At 59.1% G+C, this 25,807-nt stretch carries 24 protein-coding genes; 8 read left to right on the top strand and 16 right to left on the bottom strand.

The features are described from left to right. Positions 1–9 precede the first annotated feature (9 nt). Positions 10–1,926, top strand: a complete 1,917-nt coding sequence (dnaK, locus tag SynPROS71_RS13690) for a molecular chaperone DnaK (RefSeq protein ID WP_186595805.1) — start codon at positions 10–12, stop codon at positions 1,924–1,926. Between the two features lie 77 nt (positions 1,927–2,003). Here dnaK and pstS read toward each other — a convergent pair whose 3' ends face one another. The 3 genes from pstS to psbQ all read right to left on the bottom strand — a co-directional run bounded on the left by pstS (position 2,004) and on the right by psbQ (position 4,648). Then, the gene (pstS, locus tag SynPROS71_RS13685; protein WP_186595804.1) at positions 2,004–3,011 is read right to left on the bottom strand and encodes a phosphate ABC transporter substrate-binding protein PstS; all 1,008 of its coding nucleotides are present in this window, start codon (positions 3,009–3,011) and stop codon (positions 2,004–2,006) included. 75 nt (positions 3,012–3,086) lie between these two features. Then, entirely contained in the window at positions 3,087–4,172 is a 1,086-nt protein-coding gene (locus SynPROS71_RS13680; protein ID WP_255442536.1) for an FAD-binding oxidoreductase, read from the bottom strand. Between the two features lie 17 nt (positions 4,173–4,189). Continuing rightward, on the bottom strand, positions 4,190–4,648 hold the full coding sequence (psbQ, locus tag SynPROS71_RS13675) for a photosystem II protein PsbQ (RefSeq protein ID WP_186595803.1): 459 nt from the start codon (positions 4,646–4,648) through the stop codon (positions 4,190–4,192). 89 nt (positions 4,649–4,737) lie between these two features. Between psbQ and SynPROS71_RS13670 the strand changes: the two genes are divergently transcribed. The 3 genes from SynPROS71_RS13670 to SynPROS71_RS13660 are packed head-to-tail and all read left to right on the top strand — an operon-like array spanning position 4,738 to position 7,189. Continuing rightward, complete coding sequence (locus SynPROS71_RS13670) at positions 4,738–4,983, top strand: sulfiredoxin (RefSeq protein ID WP_370586829.1); 246 nt, start codon at positions 4,738–4,740, stop codon at positions 4,981–4,983. A 50-nt stretch (positions 4,984–5,033) separates the two neighbouring features. Then, positions 5,034–5,888 (top strand): formyltetrahydrofolate deformylase, encoded by an 855-nt coding sequence (purU, locus tag SynPROS71_RS13665; RefSeq protein WP_186595800.1) that lies wholly within the window; start codon positions 5,034–5,036, stop codon positions 5,886–5,888. Then, positions 5,885–7,189 carry an O-antigen ligase gene (locus tag SynPROS71_RS13660; RefSeq protein WP_186595798.1) on the top strand — a complete coding sequence of 435 codons (1,305 nt, stop codon included), beginning with the start codon at positions 5,885–5,887 and terminating at the stop codon, positions 7,187–7,189. Before purU ends, SynPROS71_RS13660 begins: the two co-directional genes overlap by 4 nt. On the opposite strand, the gene SynPROS71_RS13655 is transcribed toward SynPROS71_RS13660, so the two are convergent. The 3 genes from SynPROS71_RS13655 to acnB all read right to left on the bottom strand — a co-directional run bounded on the left by SynPROS71_RS13655 (position 7,137) and on the right by acnB (position 12,897). Continuing rightward, positions 7,137–8,702: a radical SAM protein gene (locus SynPROS71_RS13655; protein WP_255442227.1), complete on the bottom strand. Its 1,566-nt coding sequence runs from the start codon at positions 8,700–8,702 to the stop codon at positions 7,137–7,139. The two genes, SynPROS71_RS13660 and SynPROS71_RS13655, sit on opposite strands and share 53 nt — an antisense overlap. Before the next feature lie 83 nt (positions 8,703–8,785). Beyond that, a complete protein-coding gene (locus SynPROS71_RS13650; protein WP_186595796.1) occupies positions 8,786–10,297 on the bottom strand; it encodes a ClC family H(+)/Cl(-) exchange transporter in 1,512 nt (503 codons plus the stop codon). A gap of 17 nt (positions 10,298–10,314) precedes the next feature. Next, on the bottom strand, positions 10,315–12,897 hold the full coding sequence (gene acnB, locus SynPROS71_RS13645; RefSeq protein ID WP_186598107.1) for a bifunctional aconitate hydratase 2/2-methylisocitrate dehydratase: 2,583 nt from the start codon (positions 12,895–12,897) through the stop codon (positions 10,315–10,317). Between the two features lie 113 nt (positions 12,898–13,010). Between acnB and SynPROS71_RS13640 the strand changes: the two genes are divergently transcribed. Then, positions 13,011–14,075: a 3-deoxy-7-phosphoheptulonate synthase gene (locus SynPROS71_RS13640; protein ID WP_186595794.1), complete on the top strand. Its 1,065-nt coding sequence runs from the start codon at positions 13,011–13,013 to the stop codon at positions 14,073–14,075. Positions 14,076–14,194: 119 nt separating this feature from the next. Then, positions 14,195–14,515, top strand: a complete 321-nt coding sequence (locus SynPROS71_RS13635; RefSeq protein ID WP_186595792.1) for a hypothetical protein — start codon at positions 14,195–14,197, stop codon at positions 14,513–14,515. On the opposite strand, the gene SynPROS71_RS13630 is transcribed toward SynPROS71_RS13635, so the two are convergent. The 4 genes from SynPROS71_RS13630 to SynPROS71_RS13615 form a co-directional block, all read right to left on the bottom strand. Next, a complete protein-coding gene (locus SynPROS71_RS13630; RefSeq protein WP_255442226.1) occupies positions 14,512–15,156 on the bottom strand; it encodes a diacylglycerol/polyprenol kinase family protein in 645 nt (214 codons plus the stop codon). The genes SynPROS71_RS13635 and SynPROS71_RS13630 overlap by 4 nt on opposite strands. 4 nt (positions 15,157–15,160) lie before the next feature. Beyond that, complete coding sequence (locus SynPROS71_RS13625) at positions 15,161–16,180, bottom strand: RpoD/SigA family RNA polymerase sigma factor (protein ID WP_186595790.1); 1,020 nt, start codon at positions 16,178–16,180, stop codon at positions 15,161–15,163. Between the two features lie 176 nt (positions 16,181–16,356). Further along, a complete protein-coding gene (gene ppk1, locus SynPROS71_RS13620; RefSeq protein ID WP_186595788.1) occupies positions 16,357–18,495 on the bottom strand; it encodes a polyphosphate kinase 1 in 2,139 nt (712 codons plus the stop codon). Positions 18,496–18,592: 97 nt separating this feature from the next. Beyond that, positions 18,593–19,816 (bottom strand): MFS transporter, encoded by a 1,224-nt coding sequence (locus SynPROS71_RS13615; RefSeq protein WP_186595786.1) that lies wholly within the window; start codon positions 19,814–19,816, stop codon positions 18,593–18,595. A gap of 46 nt (positions 19,817–19,862) precedes the next feature. Between SynPROS71_RS13615 and SynPROS71_RS13610 the strand changes: the two genes are divergently transcribed. After that, the gene (locus SynPROS71_RS13610; RefSeq protein WP_186595784.1) at positions 19,863–20,321 is read left to right on the top strand and encodes a GNAT family N-acetyltransferase; all 459 of its coding nucleotides are present in this window, start codon (positions 19,863–19,865) and stop codon (positions 20,319–20,321) included. On the opposite strand, the gene SynPROS71_RS13605 is transcribed toward SynPROS71_RS13610, so the two are convergent. After that, entirely contained in the window at positions 20,291–21,352 is a 1,062-nt protein-coding gene (locus SynPROS71_RS13605) for an anthranilate phosphoribosyltransferase family protein (RefSeq protein ID WP_186595782.1), read from the bottom strand. The genes SynPROS71_RS13610 and SynPROS71_RS13605 overlap by 31 nt on opposite strands. Positions 21,353–21,436: 84 nt before the next feature. After that, positions 21,437–21,607, bottom strand: coding sequence for a cyanate hydratase (locus tag SynPROS71_RS13600; protein ID WP_186595780.1), 171 nt, complete (start codon positions 21,605–21,607; stop codon positions 21,437–21,439). A gap of 150 nt (positions 21,608–21,757) precedes the next feature. Here SynPROS71_RS13600 and cynS point away from each other — a divergent pair, with 150 nt between their 5' ends. Further along, positions 21,758–22,240 (top strand): cyanase, encoded by a 483-nt coding sequence (cynS, locus tag SynPROS71_RS13595; protein ID WP_186598105.1) that lies wholly within the window; start codon positions 21,758–21,760, stop codon positions 22,238–22,240. Between the two features lie 74 nt (positions 22,241–22,314). Here the strand turns inward: cynS and SynPROS71_RS13590 are convergent, their stop codons facing one another. The 4 genes from SynPROS71_RS13590 to SynPROS71_RS13575 are packed head-to-tail and all read right to left on the bottom strand — an operon-like array spanning position 22,315 to position 25,722. Beyond that, positions 22,315–23,040: a HEAT repeat domain-containing protein gene (locus SynPROS71_RS13590; RefSeq protein ID WP_186595778.1), complete on the bottom strand. Its 726-nt coding sequence runs from the start codon at positions 23,038–23,040 to the stop codon at positions 22,315–22,317. A 6-nt stretch (positions 23,041–23,046) separates the two neighbouring features. Continuing rightward, entirely contained in the window at positions 23,047–23,928 is an 882-nt protein-coding gene (locus SynPROS71_RS13585; protein ID WP_186595776.1) for a formate/nitrite transporter family protein, read from the bottom strand. Between the two features lie 29 nt (positions 23,929–23,957). Beyond that, a complete protein-coding gene (locus SynPROS71_RS13580; protein ID WP_255442225.1) occupies positions 23,958–24,152 on the bottom strand; it encodes a hypothetical protein in 195 nt (64 codons plus the stop codon). A gap of 28 nt (positions 24,153–24,180) precedes the next feature. Next, on the bottom strand, positions 24,181–25,722 hold the full coding sequence (locus SynPROS71_RS13575; RefSeq protein WP_186595774.1) for a ferredoxin--nitrite reductase: 1,542 nt from the start codon (positions 25,720–25,722) through the stop codon (positions 24,181–24,183). Between the last annotated feature and the right edge of the window lie 85 nt (positions 25,723–25,807).

Genomic DNA, 25,807 nt, shown 5'->3' with positions numbered 1-25,807 from the left:
AGGCACCGAATGGGAAAAGTTGTCGGCATCGATTTAGGAACCACCAACAGCTGTGTGTCGGTGATGGAGGGCGGCAAGCCCACTGTGATCGCCAACGCCGAGGGCTTCCGCACCACACCATCGGTGGTGGCCTACACCAAGAACCAAGATCAGCTGGTGGGTCAGATCGCCAAGCGTCAGGCGGTGATGAACCCCGACAACACCTTCTATTCCGTGAAGCGTTTCATCGGCCGTCGGGTCGATGAGGTGAATGAGGAATCCAAGGAGGTCAGCTACGGCGTTGAGAAGGCCGGTTCGAACGTGAAGGTGAAGTGCCCGGTTCTCGACAAGCAATTTGCCCCTGAAGAGGTCAGCGCCCAGGTGCTGCGCAAGTTGGCTGAAGATGCCGGCAAATACCTCGGTGAAACGGTCACCCAGGCGGTGATCACTGTTCCTGCCTACTTCAACGATTCCCAGCGTCAGGCCACCAAGGATGCCGGCAAGATCGCCGGTCTTGAGGTGCTGCGCATCATCAACGAGCCCACCGCTGCCGCGCTCGCCTACGGCCTCGATAAGAAGAGCAATGAGCGCATCCTGGTGTTTGACCTCGGTGGCGGCACCTTCGACGTGTCCGTGCTCGAGGTGGGCGATGGGGTGTTCGAGGTGCTGTCTACCTCCGGCGACACCCATCTGGGTGGTGATGACTTTGACAAGGTGATCGTTGATCACCTGGCCGACAGCTTCAAGGCCAACGAAGGCATTGATCTGCGTCAAGACAAGCAGGCTCTTCAGCGCCTGACAGAAGCGGCTGAGAAGGCCAAGATCGAGCTCTCCAGTGCTACGCAGAGCGAGATCAACCTGCCCTTCATCACGGCAACGCCTGAAGGCCCGAAGCATCTCGACCTCACCCTCACCCGCGGCAAGTTCGAAGAGCTCGCCTCCAACCTGATCGACCGCTGCCGCATTCCTGTGGAGCAGGCGCTGAAAGACGCCAAGTTGTCCTCCAGCGAGCTCGACGAGATTGTGATGGTGGGTGGCTCCACCCGCATTCCGGCGGTTCTGGAGCTGGTCAAGCGCACCACCGGCAAGGACCCCAATCAAACGGTGAATCCCGATGAGGTGGTGGCCGTGGGAGCTGCCATTCAGGGCGGTGTTCTCGCCGGTGAGGTGAAGGACATCCTGCTGCTGGATGTCACCCCTCTGTCCCTGGGTGTGGAAACCCTCGGTGGTGTGATGACCAAGATGATCACCCGCAACACCACGGTTCCCACCAAGAAATCGGAGACCTACTCCACGGCCGTGGACGGCCAGACCAATGTGGAGATTCACGTGCTCCAGGGTGAGCGCGAGATGGCTTCCGACAACAAGAGTCTGGGAACCTTCCGTCTTGACGGCATTCCTGCGGCTCCCCGCGGCGTGCCCCAGATCGAAGTGACCTTCGATATCGATGCCAACGGCATTCTCAGCGTCACCGCCAAAGACAAGGGCAGCGGCAAGGAGCAGTCCATCTCGATCACTGGTGCCTCCACCTTGAGCGATTCCGAGGTGGACAAGATGGTGAAGGATGCCGAAGCCAACGCCAGCGCTGACAAGGAGAAGCGCGAGCGGATCGACCTTAAGAACCAGGCAGAAACCCTGGTTTATCAGGCAGAGAAGCAGATGGGCGAACTCGGCGACAAAGTCGACGATGCGGCCAAGGCCAAGGTGGAGGAGAAGCGCACCAAGCTCAAGGAGGCCACCGAGAAGGAGGACTATGACGCCATGAAGACCCTGCTGGAGGAACTGCAGCAGGAGCTCTACACCGTGGGTGCCTCCGTTTATCAGCAGGCCGGTGGCGAAGCCGGCGCAGCGCCTGGTGCAGACGCTGGAGCCGGTGCTGGTGCAGCGGGCGGATCATCCGATGCCGGTGACGACGTCATCGATGCTGAATTCACTGAAACCAAGTGATTCCAACCAAGTGAGCAAAACGAAGGGGGCCGTAAGGCCCCCTTTTTTGTTGGTCCCTGCTCCTTAGCGCTGGGCGATCACTCGCTGATCTGGGCCACGGCAGCCTTGGACTTCTCCACAACCTCGGCCGGCAGGGAGACGTAGCCCAGTTCCGGTGCCTGGCTCTGGGACTTCTCCGACAGCATGAACTCGAAGGTCTTCTTCAGCAGGTCGGTTTTGTCGGCGTTGCCTTCCTTGTAGGCCAGGATCCAGGTGAAGGTCACGATCGGATAGCCCTTGGGAGGATTGGGATTGCCTCCGATCAGATCGGGACCCAGGTCGATGGAGGCCAGGGCCGTGCTCTCGCTTTCGTTGGTGGGCTTCACCTGCTCACCGGATGCATTGGCTAAGGCAGCCGACTGCAGCTTTCCTTTCACGTAGGCCACTTCCACGTAACCCAAGCCACCGTCGATCTGATTCAGCTGGGCGGCGACACCTTCGTTGCCTTTGGCACCGACGCCTGTGGGCCAGGCCACGGACTTGCCGGTTCCGGGACCGTTCTTCCAGGCATCGCTGATGGCTGAGAGGTGCTTGGTGAAGTTGTAAGTGGTGCCGGAGCCATCGGAACGACGGACCACGGTGATGGCCTTGTCATCACAGCCCACTTCGCTGTAGTTCTTGATCTTGCCCAGGAAAATGCCGGCCAGTTGCTCCTGGGTGAGCTTCAGTTCGCAGCCTGGGAAGTTGTAGCCCACGGCAATGGCGCCTGCGGTCATTGGGATCTGCAGCACGCCGCGGGTCACCTTGGCGATGTCGTCTGGCTTCATCGGCGCGTCAGAGGCTCCGAAGTCCACCGTGCCGGCTTGGAACTGACGCACACCGGCGCCGGACCCAACCGACTGGTAGTTCACCTTGATGCCCTGGGGAGCCAGTTCCTGGAACCAACGGGTGTAGATGGCCGCTGGGAACGAGGCGCCAGCCCCAGATAGGCTGCCCTTGAGTTGGTCTCCGCCACCGCCTCCGCCTGAAGAGCAGGCGACGAGGCTGACACCAGCGGTGAGTCCCGCGATGGCAGTGAGCGCTCGGGCTTGAAAAGAACGACGCATGATTTCGATGGCGAAAACGGCTTGTCAGGAGGTCGAGCTCCGCCCGGACCTTATGCACACCCTTTCAGCGTCGAATTAAGAGCCGGTAAGGATTGATGAATCAATTTGTTGGCCCACCCATTCGGCGCTGGCTGGAGCCAGCAGCACGCCATTGCGGTAGTGGCCAGAGGCCAGAATTAAGCCCGGTTCCAAATGCTCCAGCAGCGGTGCCGGCTGGTCCTGCGGGCGGGCGCGCAATCCTTGCCACTGGCCGATGCATTCAGCATCCTTCAACCACGCGGGCGCCAGGTTGTTCAGCGTTTTCATCGCGGACACGAGCGAGGCATCACCCACCGTGCCCGGCTCAACGGTGGCTCCCAGCCACAGCTGTCGATCGCCGTGGGGGATCAGATTGATGCCGCCACAGGTGAGTACGGCTGGCCAGTTCTCCCAGCTGGGTTGAGGGTCCTGTCGTTTCAGCTCCAGCACTTGCCCCAGCACGGCCTCCATGGGTCGGTGGTGTCCCAAGGGTTCGATTAATTGCGAACTACCCAGGGCCGAACAGATCACCACGGCATCAACGTGCAGCAGATCCCCATTGGCCGTGATCACGCGCCAGCGACCTTGGCCCCCGGCACCGGAGCGCTCCAGACACTGAGCCGTGGTCGCCTGCATTTCTCCGCCTTGCGCGGCGAAAGCCCGTCGCAGGGCGCGCAACAGCGCCAGAGGGTCCACCCGTCCATCCTGATCAGAGAGCAAAGCGCCATGGCCAGGTCGCGGCCATGGTGTTGGCGCTGGAGGCAATGCTGGCTCTTCGAGAAACTGCAGTCCTCTTCCCTGCCTGGCTTGCGCGAGCTGTCGCATGCGCTCTGCTTCTTCGTCGCTTGCAGCGAGCTGCACCAGAGGGGTCTGCAGGCTGAGCGGTGAAGTTGGATGGTCAAGCTGTGAGACCCAAGCAGCCCAGAGGGCCATGCTCTGCTGGCGTAAACGCCAACCTCGGCCGCTGGAACGGCGAAAGGCATGGCCCATGAGAACGCCGAGGGACGCTGTGCTCCCGTTCAAACGGCGTTGACTCGATGCCTCTGGAACTGCTGATGCCAGGCAAGGGTCCACCAGCACCACTGCATGTCCAAGGCGGCTGAGATGCCAGGAGGTGGCGGTGCCGACAATGCCGGCACCAATGACGGCGATGGAGGTCGTCAGCTCAGGGCCTGGGCAGGGATGACCTGGGAGTAATTGGAGAATCCCGTGGCCACCGCCACATAGGCTTTCTGGAGGCGGGCACCGTCTTGCAGCCGGGCAGCCTCATCGAGATCGGCCAGGGCATCCTTCAGCGAGGCAGCCAGTGCATTGGCATTGGCACGGTCTTGGGGAAGCAGGCGCTGATTGATGTAAAGCATTTCTCGTCCCACTTCCTGCATGGGGCCATGGATCAAGTTGCGGGTGAACGTCCAGTCGCGCTGATTCACGAGTTGGGCCAATTCAGGAAGCCGTTCTTTTGCAGCTGTAAATCCCTCAACTTGGCGACGAATCACCGCCATGTCGTCGGGACTGATGGTGGCAGGCTTGGCCTTGGCGCCGCCACTGCAGGCGGCCAGGCCGAAGCAGAGAGCGAGACAGAGGCAGAACGCAGCAAGGCGACGCAGGGCGCTCAGCATGGAAGGTGAAGGAAGTGAGGCGACTTTAACCGCGGCCTACAGTGAATTAGCTCATACTCGTTACGAGTTCGCTTATGAGAGTTGCATCGGTGCCTCTCGCGTCTGTGCGACGCCCCCTTCAGCGTTTTTTGGATGAAGCCAAGGTGGAGGCTTTGATGGCATCGATTGCGCAGGAGGGGCTGCGCGAGCCGATCGATGTTCTTGAGGTGAAGGGTCAGCTCTGGGGGTTCAACGGCTGTCACCGGGTCGCGGCCCATGAACGCCTCGGTCTCTCCACCATCCGGGCCAGGATCCGCCAGGCCACACCCCGGGATCTCAACCTGCACCTTCGCTGAGCTCAAGGGCTTTCCCGGGCGCAGAATCAGGGTCTGTCACGGTCTTTTGTGTGTCACCCGCTTCGGTCATCCTGCAGCTGATCTGTCCCGATCGCCCGGCACTCGTGAGTGACATCGCCGGCTGGGTGGCAGCGAACGGCGGCAATATTCGTCACGCGGACCACCACACCGACGCTGGTGCTGGATTGTTTCTGAGCCGGATTGAATGGGATCTGCAGGGTTTTGGTTTACCCAGGGACGCCATCCCTTTGGCAGTGAAGGCCTTGGCGGAGCGTCTTGGTGGTGACGCCCAGGTTCATTTTTCCGACGACCATCCCCGCGTCGCAATTCTGGTGAGCAAACAGAGCCATTGTTTGCTCGATCTGCTCTGGCGGGCACGCAGCGGAGAGTTGCCCATGCAGGTTCCCTTGGTGATCAGCAACCATCCAGACTTGGAAGCCTGCTGCGCTGATTTCGGAGTTCCTTTCGTCTGCGTTCCTGTCACGTCAGGCAACAAGACCGAAGCGGAGGCCACCATTCTCAATCTGCTGGCGGAGCATCAGATTGATTTGGCTGTGCTCGCCAAGTACATGCAGGTGCTGAGCGGGGGGTTTTTGGAGCGTTTTTCTGAGGTGATCAACATTCACCATTCGTTCCTGCCCGCTTTCAAGGGTGCGCAGCCTTATCACCGGGCCTGGGAGCGCGGAGTGAAGTTGATCGGTGCCACAGCGCATTACGTCACCGAGGAACTGGATGACGGTCCGATCATCGAGCAAACGATCGCCACTGTGAGTCACCGCGATGAGGTGGAGGATCTGATTCGAAAAGGGCGTGACACCGAAAGGCTGGCCCTGTCCCGCGCCCTGCGTCTCCACCTCCGTCGTCAGGTGATGGTGTATCGCGGACGCACGGCTGTGTTCGCATGACCCGTTCCCTACGCATGGTCTCGGCCTGGTTGGACGGGAAGAGTCCTCCATCGGCATCCACCTGGGGATGGCGTTGCTTTCAGCTCGGTTTGTTCTTTCTGCCGTCCAGTGCTCTGCTGGCTGGTCTTCTCTTGTTTCCAGCCCTGATTCTGGGAAGTGTGAATCGGGAGCGTCCGTTCTGGCGTGATCCCTGGAATGCCCCCCTGCTGCTGGCTGGATTGTTCATGGTGGTGGGTTGTGTTCGGTCGTATTCCGGCCCGTTGGCCTGGGTTGGCCTAGGCAATTGGATTCCTTTCTTCTGGGGGTTCTGGGGGTTTCAGCCTTATGTGGCCCTGCCGTCGTCGCGTCGCCGCAGCAGCCTCTGGCTTGTGGCAGGAAGTGTTCCCGTGGTCGTGACCGGCCTGGGCCAGCTGTGGTTTGGTTGGCAGGGACCCTGGCAAATCTTTGGTGGACTGATCATCTGGTTTATGTCCGCAGGTGGCCGACCCGAGGGACGTCTGTCGGGATTGTTCGACTACGCCAACATCGCTTCGGCCTGGTTGGCGATGGTCTGGCCGTTGATGCTGGCGACTTTGGTGCAGCCTGGTCTCAACCGCGTGCGCCGTGGGGTGGTGCTGACCATGGCTGCGTCAGTGGTGTTGTCACTGGTGTTGACCGAGTCGCGCAATGGCTGGGGAGCGCTGGTGCTCGCTGTTCCCCTGGTGCTCGGTCCTCCGAGCTGGCCCTGGCTGCTGCCTCTGCTGGGGTTGGCTCTAGTACCCGTGCTTGCGGCTGTTTTGCCAGGGGTGCCTCCCCCGCTCCAGGATCCTGCGCGCATGGTCGTCCCCGAGGGGATCTGGGCCCGTCTCAGCGATACGCAGTACGCCAGCCAGCGTGCCCTGGCGTCCACACGGCTCAGCCAGTGGGGACTCGCGCTGCAGTTGATTGCGGAACGCCCCTGGTTTGGTTGGGGTGCCGCGGCCTTTTCCGTGATTTACCCCCTCAGAACCGGAAAGTGGCACGGCCATGCCCACAATCTCCCGCTGGAATTGGCCATCAGCCATGGCCTGCCTGCAGCCGTGTTGGTGGTGGCTCTGGTGCTGTTGCTGCTGGTGGTGAGCCTGCGCCGTGGATCTCTCGGTTTGTTTGATCGAGCCTGGTGGACGGCTGCCCTGGTGCTGACGGTTCTGCACGCCACGGATCTGCCGTTCTTCGATAGCCGTCTGAACATCGCCGGCTGGATTCTGCTCGCGGGGTTGCGGACCTCGTTCAGTCCAAGTCCTCAGCCGGTTCAGGGCGCAGTGCCTGGTGCTGATGCTTGAGCAGGGTGTCCTGGGGGAGGGGGCCCTGCAGGTGCGACCAGGGAAGCACGGTGTCGTCTGGCCAGGTTTCGTGAATCACCTGCTCCCAGGCGGGCGGCAGAGGTAACTCCACACCGGCGCTTTTCGCTGCTGGCAGCTCGCCGGCCCGAGCTGCTCGGTAGGCCTTCTTCCAACCGCCAAGACTCTCCTGTGTGCCGCGGACGGCCACGATCACAGGAGCCAGTCGACGATCACTGCGCGACAGCAGCGCCTGGATCACGCTCCAGCCATAACTTTCTGGTCGCAGATCAATGCCTTTCGGTTTCAGCCGTTTGCCAAGGCGTTTCAAGCGTTTGTCGGCCTCGGGTCGCACGCCCTGCCATTGGAACGGCGTGTGGGCCTTGGGAACAAACGTGCTTACCCCAAGGGTGAAGCGCAGCCCTGGTGTGGCTTTCTTGAGTTGAAGCAGTAGATCGGCCGTCGCTTCCACGTCCTCCTCCTGCTCGCTGGGGAGGCCCACCATTCCATAGAGCTTCAGGGCACTGAGACCACCTTGCTTGGCATGGCGTGCAGCAGCGTTGATCTCCTCGCTGCTCAACTTCTTGTTGACGACGCGTCGCATCCGTTCACTGCCGCTTTCAATGGCGATGGTCAGCGACTTACTGCCCCGATTGGCGAGGCTGGAGGCCAGTTGAGGGGTCACAGTGGCGGCCCGCACCGAGCTCACGCTGACGCGCACGTCATCGAAGCGTGCGTTGTTCAGCCAGGTGAGCAGATCACCGAACTGTGGATGTTGGGTCACGGAAGCCCCCAGAAGTCCCAGACGTCGGGTCGCTATCAGACCCCGTTCGACGGCAGGGATCAAGCCGTCATCCAGCGAGGGTGTGCGGAAGGGAAGGGTGAGATAGCTGGCCAGGCAGAAGCGACAGAGCTCAGGGCAGCTGCGCACCACTTCCACCATGTGGATGTCAGGCCATGCGGCATCGGGAGTGATCACCGTGGAGTGGCTGAGGGTGTTGCCTCGCCAGGTCTGCTTGGCCACGGTGGCAGGGAGATCCGCTTCGATCGGCTTGATCGATTGCAGCGACCCTTCGGAATCGAAGTGTGGGGCGTACAGAGCTGGGACGTAGATGCCAGGAACCTTGGCCAGGTGCCGCAGACGCACGGCCCGTGGTTCGTTGCGCACCGCCTGCAGGGCGTCGATGAAGGCCGGAAGAAGGTCCTCCCCATCCCCCAGCAGGATCACATCGAAAAACGGCGCCAACGGTTCGGGGTTCGCGGTTAACACAGGCCCCCCTCCGAACACGATCGGGTCAGCGTCTGTTCGCTGTTCGCTCCAGATCGGGATGCTCTGACCTTCGAGCAGATCCAGCAACACAGGACCATCGAGCTCCCAGCTCAGGGACAGACCGAACAGATCGCAGCGGCGGTGCTGGGGATCGCCTTGATCAGTGAACAGCCTGCGCACATCCAGATCGGATCGCGAGGCCAGCGTGGCCCAAACGATTTGATAACCAAGGCTGGTGATTCCCACCGTGTACGTGCTGGGGAACGCCAGGACCGTGCGCAGGGCACCGGGTTCCGGTACGGCCGGATCGAACAGCAGCGTTTCCTGATTCAGGGGTCTTGACCGAGGTTGGGTTTGTTCTCGTCAGGCGGTGACGGTGAGGGAGGAGGTGCTGGCGGCGGTGTGAAGGCCCGTCGACGGGTCGAGCCGCCCCACGCGTGATGAATGCTGCCGTGGCGCTGGCGGCGCGCTTCCCGATGATCCTCTTCCTTCAGTTCCGTGCCCAACTGGCGCTCGTAAATCGAGCGTTCATCAAACAACCGGGCCACCAGAAAACTGGCCAGACAGGCCACAAGGATTGGTTTGAGGATCAGCAGGTCCTTCGTGAGTGCGAAGGCCAGAAACATGGCGGTGATCGGAGTGCGCGAACAGCTGGCCACGAAGGCCCCCATGCCCGCAAACACATAGGTGCTGGGAACGTGCCCCGTGAGCGCTTCCACCCAATAGCCGCAGGCCAAACCGATCGCCCCGCCAAGGGTGAGCATCGGGAAAAACAGGCCTCCAGGAGCACCGGAGGCCGCGGCAAGACCGGTGCTGAAGAAGAGCACGGTGAACGTTCCGAGCGCCATCGGAATGTCGGCCTTGCCGTTGGCAATCAGATGTTGCAGTCCCTCCAGGTTGTGGAACTCTTCAGGAAGAAAGGCATAAACGCTGCCCAGCACGGCACCGCTGAGCACCATGCGCAGCACCAGCCGATCGCCAAACCAGGCATCCCCCTTCCGCTGCATGGCCAGCACATAGCGGCAGTAGAGCTCCGCTAGCAGGCCCACCACCACGCCGAGCCCGATCAGGTAGCCCAGATCGATCGGCAGAAAACTCACCATTGGCGTGTATTCCCGTTCCAGCTGGAACCCCTGGGTTGCATCGAGACCGCCTCCACTGGGACTGAGCCCGGCAAGCCCGAGCACATCGGCCCAGGCATCGGCCCAGAAGGTGGTCACGATCACCAGCAGCAACACCACGGGCCTGGCTGAGTGCAGCAGCTCCTCAACGGCGTACACAAACCCACCGATGGGTGCACTGAAGACCGCGGCGATTCCGGCACCGCCGCCGGCGGCCACGATCACCCGCCGGAAGGCCACAGGAGCTTTCAGCCAGCGCGCCATCTGCCAGGCAACGGAACCCCCCATCTGCACGGAGGGTCCCTCGGGGCCAAGGGGAAAGCCGCTGCCGATGGCCACGATTCCTGCCACCAGTTTCACCAGGCCCACCTGCAGTCCCATCGGAACGGCCCGGTGTTTGAGAAAGCCCATGATGTGGGTGATTCCTGATCCGCCAGCGGCAGGCGCCAGGCAGGTGACGAGCAGGCCTGACACCAATCCACCAGCGGCTCCGAGCCCTGGTAGCACCGCCCAGGCGGGTAGATCGGCCAGCAGTTCGAGACGCCATGCCCCCAGAGTCTTGATGCCTGCCTTGAACAGCACGCCTGTCAGGGCGGCCCCCAGTCCTGTGAACATCAGGGCGAGGACCACCACCCACCATCGCCGCTCCAGTAGGCGGCGGATGCTGCGGCTTGAGCCGAGTTGGTGGCGTCGTTGTTTCAGTTCACTCAGAACGGTCATGGCAGTGCTGATCCGGGTCAGGACCCAGTCAGCACTTCGGCTACATCGTCCGCGCTGATGGTTCGGCCTTGATCCTCGAAACCGGAGATCTGGTCGAAGTTGAGGTAGCGATAGAGCTCATCAGAGAGCGGATCGATCTTTTCAGCCGCGATGCTGCGGTACTCCTGAGGGGTGGGGATCCGGCCCAGCTGGGCACACACCGCCGCCAGTTCGGCGCTGCCCAGATACACCTGAGCGCCTTTGCCGAGACGGTTGTTGAAGTTCCGGGTGCTGGTGGAGAACACGGTGGTGTTGTCGTCCACCCGTGCTTGGTTGCCCATGCACAGGGAGCAACCTGGCATCTCCATCCGAGAGCCAGCAGCCTCGAAGGTGGCGTAGTAGCCCTCGGCTTTGAGGGTTTCTTCGTCCATGCGGGTGGGGGGACACACCCAGAGGCGGGCCTGGTTCGGACCGGCACCTTCCAGCACCTTGGCTGCGGCGCGGTAGTGGCCGATGTTGGTCATGCAGGAGCCGATGAACACCTCTTGCACCGGATCACCGGCCACCTCGCTCAACAGCTTCACGTTGTCGGGATCGTTGGGGCAGGCCACCACCGGTTCGGTGAGCTCGTCGAGGTTGATCTCCAGGATCTCGGCATACTCGGCATCGCCGTCGGCACTGAGGAGCTGTGGATTGGCCAGCCAGGCTTCCATCTCCTTGATGCGGCGGGCCAGGGTGCGGGCATCGCTGTAGCCGCGGGCGATCATGTTCTTAAGCAACGCCACGTTGCTGCGCAGGTATTCGCTCACGGTTTCTTCCGAGAGCTTGATGGTGCAGCCGGCGCAGGAGCGCTCAGCGCTGGCGTCGGTGAGTTCGAAGGCCTGCTCGAGCTTGAGGTCGGGAAGACCTTCGATCTCCATGATCCGGCCATTGAACAAGTTCTTTTTGTTGGCCTTCTCCACGGTGAGCAGCCCGCGTTGGATGGCCACCCAGGGAATCGCATTCACCACATCCCGCAGGGTGACACCCGGTTGCAGGGAGCCGCTGAAGCGCACCAGTACCGATTCCGGCATGTCCAGGGGCATGGCGCCGATGGCCGCGGCGAAGGCCACCAGGCCTGAACCGGCGGGGAAGGAGATGCCCAAGGGGAAGCGGGTGTGGCTGTCGCCGCCGGTGCCCACGGTGTCGGGCAGCAGCATGCGATTGAGCCAGCTGTGGATGATCCCGTCACCGGGGCGCAGGGCCACCCCACCGCGCTGGGCGAAGAAATCAGGCAGATCCTTCTGGGTTTGGAGGTCCACCGGTTTGGGATAGGCCGCGGTGTGGCAGAAGCTCTGCATCACCAGGTCGGAGGAGAAGCCCAGGCAGGCCAGTTCCTTCATTTCATCCCGGGTCATCGGCCCAGTGGTGTCTTGAGAGCCAACGGTGGTCATCAGCGGCTCGCAGCTGGTGCCGGGGCGCACACCGGGCAGGCCGCAGGCCTTGCCCACCATCTTCTGGGCGAGGGTGAAGCCCTTGCCGGTGTCGGCCGGTGCCGAGGGGCGGATGAACAGTTCAGAGGGTGCGAGGCCGAGTTTGGCGCGCACTTTGTCGGTGAGAGCCCGGCCGATCATCAGGGGGATGCGCCCACCGGCCCGCACCTCGTCACTGATGGTGCTGGGCTTGAGTTCGAAGCGGCTCACCACCTCACCGTCCCGTTCGATCGTGCCGGTATGGGGCCGGATGGTGATCACATCACCGGTGTTCAGCACGGTGACATCGCATTCGATCGGCAGGGCGCCGGAGTCTTCCGCAGTGTTGAAGAAGATCGGCGCGATCTTGCCGCCGAGGATGACGCCGCCGCCCCGTTTGTTGGGGACGTGGGGGATGTCATCGCCGGTGTGCCAGAGCACGGAGTTGATGGCGCTTTTCCTGGAGCTGCCGGTGCCCACCACGTCGCCCACATAGGCCACGGGATGCCCCTTTTCTTTGAGGGTTGCGATTGTTTTCAGGCCGTCCGGATCGCGGGTCTCCAGCATCGCCAGAGCGTGTAGAGGAATGTCTGGCCGGGTGGTGGCGTGGGTGGCGGGCGAAAGGTCGTCGGTGTTGGTTTCTCCTTCCACCTTGAACACGGTCACCGTGATCGTGTCGGCCAGCTCCGGCTTCGAGGTGAACCATTCGGCAGCCGCCCAGCTGTCCACCACCTGCTTGGCGAAGCGGTTGCTGGAGGCCAGCTCCATCACTTCATTGAAGGCGTCGTACACCAGCAGGGTTCGACTGAGGCCTTCAGCGGCGCATCCGGCCAGCTGCGCGTCGCTGTGCTGGAGCAGCTCGATCAGGGCCGCAACGTTGTAACCGCCCACCATCGTTCCGAGCAGGCGGGTGGCCTCCAGGGGCGACACCAGTGGACTGGTGGTGTCCCCCTGTGCCACGGCACTGAGCCAGGTGGCTTTCACATAGGCCGCTTCGTCGACGCCGGGGGGGATTCGATCGATGAGCAGATGCAGAAGCTCTTGCTCCTCACCCGACGGTGGATTCTCCAGCAGCTCCGTAAGTGCCTTGGCCTGGTTTGCGTCCAGGGGCAGCGCCGGAATCCCAAGGGCCAAACGTTCGGCAGCGTTCTCGCGGTAGGTGCTCAGCATCAAAATCAGCACAGGAACGGAATTGCAGGCCATTCTCCTGCGTCACCGTTCCGTTCCGGAAGCCGGCGGGTGTCCTTGGTTTGCGTAACCTAAATCAGCCTAATTCTTTTGGTATGACCACCACACACGATCTCCATGTGGTGGATACCAGACCTCTGGTTCCTCCCGCCCTGCTGCATGGAGATCTGCCGATTGATGCCAGGGCAACGGAGACCGTGGCCACGTCTCGCAGTCGGATTCAAGCCATTCTCAGAGGCCTTGACCGGCGGCTACTGGTGATCGTTGGCCCCTGCTCTGTCCATGATGTGGATGCGGCGAGGGAGTACGCCAGCCGATTGGCTCCCCTGCGTGAACGTCATGCCTCTGAGCTTGAGGTTGTGATGCGTGTTTACTTCGAGAAGCCACGCACCACCGTGGGTTGGAAGGGCCTCATCAATGATCCAAATCTCGATGGTTCCTACGACATCAACACGGGGTTGCGCATGGCGCGGTCGTTACTGCTCGATTTGGCAAGGGATGGAATGCCCTGTGCCACAGAACTGCTCGATCCTGTGGTTCCTCAATACATCGCCGATCTGATCAGCTGGACGGCGATTGGCGCCCGCACCACCGAAAGCCAGACGCACCGTGAAATGGCTTCGGGCTTGTCGATGCCGATCGGCTACAAAAACAGCACCGATGGCAGCGCCACCATTGCCATCAACGCCATGCAGGCCGCATCGAAACCGCATCATTTTCTTGGAATCAATCGCGAGGGACATGCATCGATTGTGAGTACCACCGGTAATCCGGATGGTCATCTCGTGTTGCGGGGAGGCAACCGGGGTACGAATTACCACCTCGAGGCGATTCAGGACGCTGCTGAAGAATTGAAAGCAGCGGGACTGCCTGACCGGTTGATGGTGGATTGCAGCCATGGCAACTCGAATAAGGATTTCCGCCGTCAAGGTGAGGTGTTGAAAGCTGTGGCAGCTCAAGTGGAGCAGGGTTCAGCGCACGTGATGGGGGTGATGCTGGAAAGCCATCTTGTTGAGGGCAATCAAAAGATCAGTGCCGACCGATCAGCGCTGACCTACGGCCAAAGCGTCACGGACGCTTGCATCAGTCTGGAGACGACAGCCGAACTGCTGGAAGGTTTGGCTGATTCGCGGAAGAAAGTTGGCACTCGAGCTGCATGAGTGCCAACTCATTGACAACTTTGAACTTGAAATAGGCCGTCTTAGTGTTCAGTTCATCGTGAACTTTCGATCTGCTCGATTATTTTAATTTTGGGCAACTTTGCCTGGAAGCTTTCAGCATGTTTGGGATTCATATTCTTGGTTTTGGCGATTTGATGCGCCTCTACGAACTGGAGCGGGAAACCGGGCTCTGGGTTCAGGGTTTTCGTCCGCTTCAGCTCGATGCTCTGCTCGATTGGTCAAGTGCCGTTGCGAATCAGCAGTGTTGGGATCTCGATGCCTTGCATCAGCAGGTGATGCACTTCTGGGTTGACCAAGCAGGCGAGATTCAGACTTGGCAGGGCAGGCTCCGTTCCTTGCCGGATGATCAGTGTCTCGTCACAGCCCTGGGCAGCAGCCGTGACTGGTGCCTGCATTTGGAACGGTTGCTGCGTGTCTAAGAGACCATCCAAGACCAGCTCAAGCCCACAGCGATCGGCACGCTGAGGTTGTCGATCCCCCATCGACTCAGTTGCTCAAGGCCAACAGCCAGAGCACACACGATCAAAACGCGAATCGGCTGGAATGCGCTTTGACTGATCAACACGAGCATGGTCAGCACCGCTGCCGTGACCAGGGCCATTGTCAGTGTTCCAGCGACAGATTTCCGTTGTTGCCATAGGCTCCAGGTTGGTGAGTGGAGACCTCGCCCAACCAAGCCTGCAAAGCCATCACCCAAGGCCATCACCATCACCCCAGCACAGGCGGCGATGGCCTGTTCAGGCCAGAAAAGGATGAGAAGAAGAGTGATGGCCAGTCCATACGCCACTGTTCCGTAGCTGTGTCGATCAATATCTTCAACAGCTGGGAGTAGTCGCCAGCGATGGTTGATTGCGGTGATGATGGTGACTGAGAGTGCGGCTGGAACAGCCACCCAGGCCGGAAGTTGCAGCCACCAAGCCAAGGGAACGACGGGTCCGGTACCGATATGAACGATTTTGCGGCTGAGTTCCTTTTGCTCCGGCAAGACGCGTCGGCAAAGCACCGCTGTTGAGAGAACCAGAGCCATCCAGGCCCCAATCACCAGCAGCGACGGCACCAAAGGATCAGGCGGCCTGTTGCTGGTCGGTCATGGTGCGCAACTTGAGGATTGCTTTGGCTTCCAGTTGCCTAACGCGTTCCCGAGAGACATTGATCTGACGACCAATTTCGGCCAGGGTGAGTGGTTCTGCTCCATCCAGTCCAAAGCGCAGGCGAAGGATTTTCTGTTCCCGCTCATTGAGTTGGGCCAGCCAACCTCCGAGGTGTTCTTTTTGAATACTTCGATCCATGCCTTCCATCGGCTCATCACCGTTGGGGTCTGGAATCAATTCTCCGAGCGTGCTGCGATCTTCTTCACCTCTGGCGTGGGCGTCGAGAGATGCGCAGGGTGCACTTTGAGAGATCAGTTCTTCGAGATCGCGTGGTTCGATCCCCATCGCGTTGGCGAGCTCGAGGCGATTGGGTTGACGACCGAAGCGATGGGATAGCTCCCTGGTGATGCGTCGCATCTTTGAGAGCTTTTCGCTGATGTGAATCGGCAGACGAATCGTCCGTGCACTGTTGTCGATGGCCCGGGTCATTCCCTGACGGATCCACCAGTAGGCATAGGTCGAGAATTTGTAGCCCATGGCGGGGTCGAATTTGTCGACCGCTCTCTCCAGGCCGATGGCTCCTTCCTGGACGAGATCCAGCAATTCCAAACCTTGGTTCTGATACTTCTTGGCAACGCTCACCACAAGGCGAAGGTTGGCCGCCATCATCCGATCTCTGGCCCGTTTGCCCATGCGGATGCGATGACGCTGCCGAGGAGTGCGTTCATCATCCGGAACATCCAACAGTTCCTTCATGGCCTGCACGTGATGCGCAAGCTCGATCTCCTCTGCTGCAGTCAGCAGGGGCACGCGGCCAATGCTGCTGAGGTAATAACCAATGGAATCGGTCGAGAGACGGCCTGTTTGACGACTCGAGCGATTCGACGTTGTGCGTGAACGTGACCCTGAATTGCGCTGGCTAGTCGCCGGCAAAACAGGTTCTTTGGAAGAGACCATGGAGGTCTCGACCTCAGACTCCAGAGGGATCCCCATCACCCTGGCCTCCTGAAATTAGATTTGCGCGCAATTTAGCACTCGTTCAAGGGTGTGACCTCAATGAATCGAAAGTCTTTCCGTAACCGCAAATGGATCGGAAGCGGTTTGATCAATTAAGGGGCAGATGCGCAGTATCCACTCGGTTTTATGTTGCGGATTTAACTGAATTTCGCTCACTCATTCTGAGCGGGAACGCCTTTTTTCCAGGTTTCAATGAGTTGAAGTTGAGAATTCCGCTCTGTACCTTCGGGATGACGCTGCGTGAAATCGCCGTTGCTCTGCATATCAAAGGCGCCGCGGTTGTCGTCGAGGTAAACCTGCAGAAGTCGTTCGAGTTGTTCGCGTAGCGTCGGCTCTTCCACTGGAGTGACTGCTTCGACGCGTCGATCAAGGTTGCGGGGCATCCAGTCAGCACTGCCGATGTAAACCTCAGGGCTGCCACCATTCCCGAACCAGAAAATGCGTGAGTGTTCAAGGAAACGCCCAATAATGCTGACCACGCTGATGGATTCACTGAGCCCTTTGCGGCCTGGGTAGAGGCAGCACATTCCACGGATGATCAATTCGATTTTGACTCCGGCTTGAGAGGCTTCATACAGCAGGGCAATGATTCCAGGGTCCACAAGGGAATTCATCTTGGCCCGGATGTGGCCTCCCCGGCCCTGCTGGGCATGCTCGATCTCTCTGCGGATCAGATTTTCCATTCCCTTGCGCAGGGAAACGGGTGCCACCAGAAGCTTGCGGAACCCCTGCTGTTTGGAGAAACCCGTGAGGTAATTGAACAGCTCCACGAGGTCTTGGCCCAGTTCCGGTCGTGCTGAAAGAAGTCCGAGGTCGGTGTACAGCCGTGAGGTTTTGGAGTTGTAATTTCCAGTTCCGATATGCACGTAACTCCGCAGGCGCTCTTTCTCCTTACGGACTACCAGAACGATTTTGGTGTGGGTCTTTAGACCAAGAACGCCATAGACAACATGCACGCCGGACCGTTCCAGGTGCTTGGCCCATTGAATGTTGTTGTCTTCATCGAAGCGGGCCTTCAGTTCCACCAGGGCCATCACCTGCTTTCCATTCTCAGCGGCGCGAATCAACGCGGCGATGATCGGTGAATCCTTGGAGGTGCGGTAGAGGGTCATCTTGATGCCCATCACCAGGGGGTCATCAGCCGCCTGGTTGATGAATTCCTCTACGGATGTGGAGAAGAGGTCGTAGGGATGGTGAAGCAAAACGTCGCGGCGCCGCACCACCGAGAAGATGCTTTCGAACTCTTCTTCTTTCAGGGACCCGTCCTCCAACATGCTCCGCTGCGCACGCCCGAGGATGGCGGGAGTCAGTCCTGAATGGCTCTCATCCTTGAGTTGCGGCAGGGGAATTCCCATCAGGCCGAAGAGGTCGTCCAGCCCGAGAGGACCATCAACCCTGTAAAGGTCTTCCTCCTCAACGGACATTCCCTCCATCAGCATCTCGACCACGTCTTGGGGCATTTCATCGGCAACCTCCAGACGCACGACTTCGCCGCCCATCCGGCGTTTGCGCAAGCCCTGCTCGATGGCGATCATGAGGTCATCGGCCTCGAGATCCCTCAATTCCAGGTCCGCATCGCGGGTGACTCGGAAGAAATAGTGACCTTCAATGGTCATGCCAGGGAAGAGCAAGCCCAGGTTGAACGCCACCACCTGCTCCAGAGGTACGGCGGTGTGAATCGGTTCACAGTCACCGCCGGCGAGATCGGTGGGAATGGTGACGAAGCGGGGCAGGATCTTTTGAGGGACTTTCACTCGGGCGAGTTGGCGTTGCCCGCTTTGGGGGTCGTGGATCAGAGCTGCAACATTCAGGCTCAGATTGCTCACGAACGGGAAGGGATGAGCCGGATCAACGGCCAAGGGGGTGAGGACCGGGAAGATCGCTGTCTGGAAATAGTTGTCAACCCAGAGGCGCTGGCGCTCGTTGAGCTGTTCGTAATCCAGTAGATGGGCGCCGTGGTCGAGAAGTTGGCTCTTCAGGCGGGAGCGGTAATGCTCCTGTTGCTTGTGCAGCAGTGGGGTGAGCCGCTCGCGGATCGCGTGAAGCTGCTCGATCGGTGTGCGTCCGTCTTCGCTGAGTTTTTCGATGCCGGCCTCAACCTGGGCCTTCAGAGAGGCCACCCTCACCATGAAGAATTCATCGAGGTTGTTGCTGAAAATGGCGCTGAATTTGGCTTGTTCCAGCAGCGGTGTCCGCTCGTCCAAAGCCTGAACGAGAACCCTTTCGTTAAAAGCGATCCAGCTGAGCTCCCGGTTGATGTAGAGATCGGGAGCAAGAACTTTGTCACTCATGGCGTGACCAGTAGGAGAGCCGGCTCGCGCAACGTAGCAATCGTGGATTGACAGGAATGTGTTCTGGAAAGCGAGCCGAGGCCGTTGTGGCGTTCGTTCAGACACTTCGACGGAGACGTGGCGTTCCTCCCACCAGCAGGGTCACGGCGATCAACAAGCCTGCACTGCCAAGGAACGGACTGGTCTGTCCCAGCAGGTCATAGCTCAGTCCCGCGAGGGGAGGTCCGAGAAAACTGCCGAGACTCTGCAGGGCCTGCAGGCTGCCGAGGGCTGCCCCCTGACCTTCTGAGTTCAGACGCCTGGACACCAGGCTGCGCAGGCTTGGTGTCACCAACCCGGTGCCCGTCGCCAAAATCGCCACGGCACTGAAAACTCCTAGTTGCGCTTGTTCAACGGTTGTTGATGGAATCAGCAGGCAACCGGTGATCACCAGGCTGAGACCGATCAGGGTGAGACGCCACTCGCCAAGACGTTTCACCAGCGGGCCGATCAATCCTCCCTGAACCACGGTGGCCACAATGCCCACGATCAGAAAGGCCGTGCTGGCCAGTTCGGGACCCCAGTTGAAACGCTGTTTGAAATAGAGAACAAGGATGGCCGTGAAGCCGTTGAACGCCAGGAAAAACAGGAAAAAACTCAGACAGAGCCGTCCGACGGCGGGATTGGCCGTCACTTTGATGACTTGGGCCAACGGATTGAGCTCCCGTTTGCGCGGCATCGCTCTGCGTGCATCGGCAGGATGCGTTTCTGGAAGGAGTCCTAGAACCACCAGGAGATTCACCACTGCGAATCCAGTGGCGGCCCACACCGGCACGGTCACGTTGATGCGTGCGAGCTGCCCTCCGAGGAAAGGCCCCACAATGAAGCCGAGTCCGAAGGCCACACCGATGAGGCCGAAGGCTCGAGCCCTCTGCTCGGGAGGTGTGATGTCGGCTAAGACCGCACTGGCGGTGGCGGCGGTTCCACCGCTCACGCCATCGATCAACCGCGCCAGAAACAGCAGCATGAGGGGCAATGTGGCACCGGCTGGCCAGTCGAGGCTCACGGTGAGGGCGAACAGACCCAGGCCCAGCACGGAGCCACTGACGCACGTCGCGATCACCGGCCGACGGCCAAAGCGGTCACTGAGGGCTCCGATCAACGGGGTCGCGGCGAACTGGGCAAGGGCATAACTTCCTGCCAGAAGTCCAAGGGTGCGTCCGTCGGCATTGAAGCTCGCCAGCAGGAAGGGCAGCAGCGGAAACACGATGCTTTCGCTCAACCTGTCGTTCAGGAGCGTGAGGAAAGCACTGAGCAGGGTGGGGATCCGAGGACGCTGCAATCTGGCTGCTCTTCAGAGGAGACTCACATTCCCACAGGCCACGCTGATGGCTTTGCGACGCATTCGGTCCGCCGATGCCCTTCTGCTTCAAGAGATCTTTACGGATGCCATTGAGAGTCAGGCCTCAGGCCTGTACACACCGCACCAGATCAGGGCTTGGATCTCTTTGGCCTGGCTCCCCGGAGTGCTGGATCGAGTGTTTCGAGAGGGTGACGGTTGGATCAGCGGCGATGGTGCTGCTTTTGCCATGCGTCAGCCGCCGGATCGGCTGGCGTTGTTGTATTGCCGTGGACGGGCGTCACGCCAAGGCCACGGCACGGCACTGGTGAAACGCATTGAGTGCGATGCTCGTGCCGAAGGGCTTTTGCACATTCACGCTGAGGCGAGTCTGCTAAGTCGCCCTCTGTTGGAGCGATGTGGCTGGCGGTATCTGAGGCTCGAGACTTTTACGGTCGCTGGCGTGCCATTCGCGCATCACCGGATGGAAAGGCAACTGCACAACTGATCAAGCTGGTGCAGGGCTTTGCCTTCGTCCATCACGGTGGCGGCCGTCTCTAAAGCCGTTTCCAGGCTGTCGCTGAGGCCCGCAAACCAGAGATAAACGCCGGCGTTCCAGCGCAGGGAATCCCGCAGCGGTCCGCGGTTCTGCAAAGCGTCCATGGCCTGGGCCTGCCAGGTGGTGAGGTCAGTCCACTCCACATCGGTGGCATGACAGCCGTGATCCCTTGGATGCAGGATCAGTCGTTCTGTTTGGTCCCCGAGAACGCGGGCGGTGATGCAGGCTCGACCAATCGGTAGATCGGTGCCACCTTCCAATCCTTTCACGGTGAAGAGATCGGTTTCACCGGCGAGCTTCAGTGCTTCCCAGGCTCGGCTTTCGGTAGGGGGGTGGACGAATCCGCTGATCAGACGATGGTCCCCTTGATGGGCGGTCCAGAGCAGTTCCAGACTTGCCACAGGGGGGCGCTTGCCCAGTTCATCCCTGTAACTGATCAGACTCTCGGCGATGGCGAAATGATCAGGCTGATGGATCAGGGCAAATCCTTGGTTGTGAAAGCCGTCTTGAACGGTTTCCAGTGGCAGTCCACGTAGATCGAGCCCAAGGCTGCGGAACAGCTCAATGGCCGTGATGCCGTATTTGATCGGCATGCGCTCACCACCCTGCAGCACCACCGGCTGATTGCAGGCCAGCAGAACCAGGGTGGTGAGGGGGTAGATCGGTGCTGTTCGGGTTCGTCCGTCGTAGGGCATGCCGAAGCACAGCGGCGGACGTTGTCCGGGGGCACTGCGAAGAACCGGCCCAAGTTTCCGGTAGGTGTCGAGCATTCCCGTGAGTTCCTGGGGCTCGGGACGTCGGATCCGGTGTGCAATTAAAAAGGCACCGATTTGGGCAGGAGTTGCATCCTGGTGAAGCATGAGTTCAAGGGCATCCGCTGCTTCTTCGCGGCTCATGCCCTTGCTGGTGTGTTCTCCGCTGCCAACCTTGCGAAGGTGCTGTTTGAACCGTTCACGACCGCTAAGAGCAGTGCTTGTCACGCGCGTTCAAGCAGATTGGATCAGTGTTCTGCAGGGCGGAGGGCATAGGGGTAGCCGTTGATACCGAAGACTAGAGGAGGCAAGTCAGGGAGAGTCGAAATAGGACAAGCCAGTGAAGCTGCCGTGGAGTGGGTGATCAGGATTTTGACGTCCATCGGCGTAATACAGCCGTTCGAGCACCAGGCTTGAAGCACCACTGGAATCAAGTTGCTGGCTGAACAAAAGGGAGCTGAAGGAACGGAAAAGAGCGCTCATCACATCAAATCATCTCTTTCCAATAGAGCAGGGCTGCAACGGTAATGGTGTGTTCAATGCATCCAAATCGAATTGTCGTTTTGGTCGTCGTTGATGCATTTTGTGGATGGTGGCTGCGTGAGCATCTCACATGCAAATTGCCTTCCCGGCATGACCTCCTCCACACTCACGACCGCATCGCTTTCTGCTCCTTCGCAGAGCACTGTGACAGCCAGTTTGATGGCAGCAAAGAAAGCTAAAGGGATGAGTTTTACCGATCTTGGATCAGCGCTTGGACTCGATGAAGTCTGGGTCGCCTCTTTGTTTTATGGACAGGCCACCGCATCACCGGAGGAGGCTGAAAAGCTGGCGTCACTGCTCTCCTTGGACCCCGCGATCACAGCAGCAATCCAGGAGTTCCCCACAAAAGGCAGTCTCGAGCCGGTGATTCCGACTGATCCTCTGATTTATCGCTTCTACGAAATCATGCAGGTGTATGGAATGCCGCTGAAGGATGTCATCCAGGAAAAATTCGGCGATGGCATCATGAGTGCGATTGACTTTACCCTTGAAGTTGACAAGGTTGAGGATCCAAAAGGTGATCGTGTGAAGATCACCATGTGCGGCAAGTTTCTCCCCTACAAAAAATGGTGAATGGGTCTTGAACCGTGTGAGCTTTTAAAGGACAGCGAGAGGATGAAGCCCGGCATTGCCGGGCTTTTTATTGTTTAGTTACGGAATTGTTGGTTTATTTGACGCTGCGCGAGCTCGCGCCGGCTTGGATTATCCAGGGATTCACTGAGTTCAATGAGTAATCGTTGACTGGTGGGGGTAGCGATACACCCCAGGGCTCGAAAGGCTGCGTCGGCAATCACGTCGGAGTTGCTCTGGCACAGGCCTGCGATGCGTTCACTGATCGCTCCACCATCCCGGCGTTGAAGCACCCGAATGGTGGAGATCACAATCGGATCGCGCCAATCATCCAGCAGATTGCTGCAGAGAGCGAGAAGTTGTTGATCCGTGAGTGTGTGAGCTCGGAAGCTGATCAGTTGCAGGCCAGTCAGACGGTGTTGAGCGCCAGGGTGTTGTAGGCATCTGAGCAGAACTGATTCAGGAACGTCCGCGCCCCAGCAGGACAAAGCCTGGAGGACACAAAGATGGTCATCACCAAGTTGACTGTGCTCATTAAGCCGATGCAGCAGCCAGTCGCGAGCTTCAGGTTGATGGCACAACCCTGCAGCCAGCAGGAGCTCTCTCTGCTCACCGTGTTGCTGGATCAGGCGCAGGATGATTGGCCAGCCATGGGCGGCCAGGGATCCCAGTTTTTCGCAGAGGGCTTGACGCAGATCAGCAGAAAGGCTGGAGGAGTAAGACTCCTCCAGCCAGGAAGGCTCCAGTGGAGCTCTGCGTGATCGCGCCAGCCGATCCCAGAGGATGGCTTCGTCAACACTCATTGATTGTCAGCGTGCTCCCAGTTCTGCTGCGAGTTCGCGCTCCAGTTTCTCATCGTGTTCCTTCGGAAGCACGTTGTCCATGGTGGTGCGGTGGGTGCTGTAGAAAAGCATGCCGATAAACACCATGCCACCGATGATATTGCCGATGGTAACAGGAAGGAAATTCCAGAAGATGCATTTCCAGAACGGTACGCCTGAACCCAGAATTGGCCCTGCTGTGTGGAGAAATTGATTCACAACAATGTGTTCCATTCCCATCGTTTGGAATGCCGTGATCGGCAACCAGCAGGCCAGAAGCTTTCCAGGAACGCTCTTACTGACAAGAGCCATGGTCACACCCAAACAGACGAGCCAGTTGGCAACCACAGCTCGCAAAATGGCGAGTCCGAATCCGAGTGAACCCAGAGCTTCGTACTTTTTTTCAACGTTGGCGATATTCAACGTCATGATTTTCTGGGCAACCTTCTGCCAGACCCCACCATCCGCGGCTGGATCCACGGTGCCTCCACTGGTGAGGCTGATGGCCATGATCACCGCCACTACCAGAGTGCCGATGAAGTTGCCGATCCACACCCAGCTCCAATTACGGAATGTGGCTCCCCAGGAGCAGCGACCAGCCCAAGTCGCCATGGGCAGGAGGGCGAAGTTACCTGTGACGAGCTCCATGCCGAACAGCACAATGCTGGCAAACCCGAATGGGAACAGCACAGATCCCAGGAACGGCAGCTTGCTTTGAATACCAACGGTGAGGGCCAGAATCACGGCCAGACCAAGAATCGCGCCCGAATAGAATCCGCGTAGAAGTAAATCTTTAACGCTGACGTTTGATTTTTTGCCGCCGGCGGCAATCATGCCGTCGACAAGTTCATTGGGGAGAACGTAATCCATCAATCTGTTTAGAAGTTGGGTGTGTGAAGTCAGCTAGAGATGCGGTTCATCAGCTTTGAGAAAAAGTCCTTGCCACCGTCGTTGTGAGTGACGGTTTTTGGCGCAGTTCCTTTGGCGCTCAGCCAGTTGACGAACTTGGAGAAGGGGTCGGTTGGTTGTGCCATGGTGAAAGAGAGCAATCCGTTTTGAAGCTTGACGGCCGTGACTTCAAAAGGAAGCGTCACGGCCGCGTCGTTTCAATTGCAGCGGGCTTCAGCGTTTGAGTGATGCTCCGAATTGCTCCACCAGAAGATCCTTCAAAACGGTTTTGATCTGATCGGCCGGAATCGCTTTCTGTTTCACTTCACCCACCGTTGGATTTTCTCCTTGGGAGCCTCCAGTGGTGAGCATGTATCCCTCACCCATCACACCCTCGCTATTTTTGGCCTTGGTTCCGGTGAGTCCGATGGCTCCCATAAAGGCCTGGCCACAGGTGTTGGGGCATCCCGTCCAATGGATCTTCACTTCTTCAGGTAGGTTGAGCTCCTGGTCAAGCTCCTGGGCGATCTTTCGAGCCTGATCTTTGGTATTGGTGAGGCCGAAGCTGCAGTAGGTGTTTCCCGTGCATGACACCGTACCTGCTGCAATGGACCCCGGCTCTAATGGAAACCGTTGGAGCAGAGGATCAGCTTTGAATGCAGGAATGGCCTCGTCGGGGAGACCCACCACGATTACATTTTGATCTTCGGTGAGCCGCACTTCGCCATTGCCGTACTCAAGGCTTGCAGTGGCGAAGTCCTGAAGATCCTGAGCTGTCAGGCGACCCACTGGTACATGAAGGCCTGCAAATGACAATCCTTCCTGTTTCTGCGGATGAAGTCCGTAATGAGAACGGGGCGTGGTGGCAAAAACGGAACCTGGATCCGGGGTTAAGGGTCCAAACAGTGTTTCGACTTGCGATCGGAACGCTTCGATGCCAATTGCATCCAGATAGAAGCGGAAGCGACCTTTGGGACGCTTGTCTCGTTCCCCGTTGTCTCTCCAGAGCGAAATCACAGCGTCGGTCATGCGGCAGATTTCGGTCGGTTTCACCCAGGCATTGAGAGGAATGGCGTAGGCATTCATTTGTGATGAAAGGATGCCGCCGATCCAAACGCCAAAGCCCATCTCGCCATCGCGTTCAACAGGATGGAAAACGATGTCGTTGTGGAGAAGGAAATTATCTTTGGCGCCTGCGACGGCCGTATTCCATTTGCGCGGCAGGTTGGAGTAATTGGGATTGCCTTGACAGCTGTTGGTCAGAAAGTTCTGGAGTTCCGTGGTGTATGGGCGGGTATCAACAATTTCGTGGGGATCAATTCCGGCCAGAGGGTTACCGGTGACGTTACGGGGATTGTCGAAACCCGATTGAATTGAGCTGAGTCCTGCTTCCTTGAGGCGCTTTAGGATTTCTGGTAGATCGTTGAGAAGGACACCACGCAATTGCAAATTTTGGCGTGTTGTGATGTCGCAACTGCCGCTCTCGCCGTAACGCTCAACGATCGATGCGACCACACGCAGTTGCTGGGCTGAGAGAACGCCATTTGGAACTCTCAATCGCAGCATGAATTGCCCTGGAGTTTTGGGACGCCAGAACATTCCATACCATTTCAGCCGGAGTTGAAGGTCTGTTTCGTCGACCTGCTCCCAACCGATTTCAGCAAATTTCTCAATCTCAGGTCCAACCAGAAGACCATCCTTTTCGGCCTTGTTCTGCTCGATCTTATTGAGCTTCTTGCCATCCAGATAGGGCCTGGAGGGAGAGCTGATCGTCATGGTCATTAAGAAGAAAGGACGGACTGATCACTCCAAACAATGCGTGAATCAATCGTTAACGGACCCATGGTCCAAGAGCGTGTCA

This window comes from Synechococcus sp. PROS-7-1 (assembly GCF_014279795.1).
Taxonomy (GTDB): Bacteria; Cyanobacteriota; Cyanobacteriia; order PCC-6307; family Cyanobiaceae; genus Synechococcus_C.
The sequence above is the reverse complement of the archived record's forward strand: the minus strand, read 5'-3'. Positions and strand labels throughout refer to the sequence as shown.

Bases quoted from the DNA above. Each gene is read 5' to 3' on its own strand.
- SynPROS71_RS13625 (WP_186595790.1), bottom strand. From the start codon at position 16,180: ATGGGGATCCCTCTGGAGTCTGAGGTCGAGACCTCCATGGTCTCTTCC.
- SynPROS71_RS13585 (WP_186595776.1), bottom strand. From the start codon at position 23,928: ATGGATTACGTTCTCCCCAATGAACTTGTCGACGGCATGATTGCCGCC.
- psbQ (WP_186595803.1), bottom strand. From the start codon at position 4,648: ATGCTGAGCGCCCTGCGTCGCCTTGCTGCGTTCTGCCTCTGTCTCGCT.
- dnaK (WP_186595805.1), top strand. From the start codon at position 10: ATGGGAAAAGTTGTCGGCATCGATTTAGGAACCACCAACAGCTGTGTG.
- SynPROS71_RS13575 (WP_186595774.1), bottom strand. From the start codon at position 25,722: ATGACGATCAGCTCTCCCTCCAGGCCCTATCTGGATGGCAAGAAGCTC.
- SynPROS71_RS13650 (WP_186595796.1), bottom strand. From the start codon at position 10,297: ATGACCGTTCTGAGTGAACTGAAACAACGACGCCACCAACTCGGCTCA.
- SynPROS71_RS13600 (WP_186595780.1), bottom strand. From the start codon at position 21,607: ATGAGCGCTCTTTTCCGTTCCTTCAGCTCCCTTTTGTTCAGCCAGCAA.
- SynPROS71_RS13590 (WP_186595778.1), bottom strand. From the start codon at position 23,040: ATGAGTGTTGACGAAGCCATCCTCTGGGATCGGCTGGCGCGATCACGC.
- ppk1 (WP_186595788.1), bottom strand. From the start codon at position 18,495: ATGAGTGACAAAGTTCTTGCTCCCGATCTCTACATCAACCGGGAGCTC.
- cynS (WP_186598105.1), top strand. From the start codon at position 21,758: ATGACCTCCTCCACACTCACGACCGCATCGCTTTCTGCTCCTTCGCAG.
- pstS (WP_186595804.1), bottom strand. From the start codon at position 3,011: ATGCGTCGTTCTTTTCAAGCCCGAGCGCTCACTGCCATCGCGGGACTC.
- acnB (WP_186598107.1), bottom strand. From the start codon at position 12,897: ATGCTGAGCACCTACCGCGAGAACGCTGCCGAACGTTTGGCCCTTGGG.
- SynPROS71_RS13640 (WP_186595794.1), top strand. From the start codon at position 13,011: ATGACCACCACACACGATCTCCATGTGGTGGATACCAGACCTCTGGTT.
- SynPROS71_RS13635 (WP_186595792.1), top strand. From the start codon at position 14,195: ATGTTTGGGATTCATATTCTTGGTTTTGGCGATTTGATGCGCCTCTAC.
- SynPROS71_RS13610 (WP_186595784.1), top strand. From the start codon at position 19,863: ATGGCTTTGCGACGCATTCGGTCCGCCGATGCCCTTCTGCTTCAAGAG.
- SynPROS71_RS13660 (WP_186595798.1), top strand. From the start codon at position 5,885: ATGACCCGTTCCCTACGCATGGTCTCGGCCTGGTTGGACGGGAAGAGT.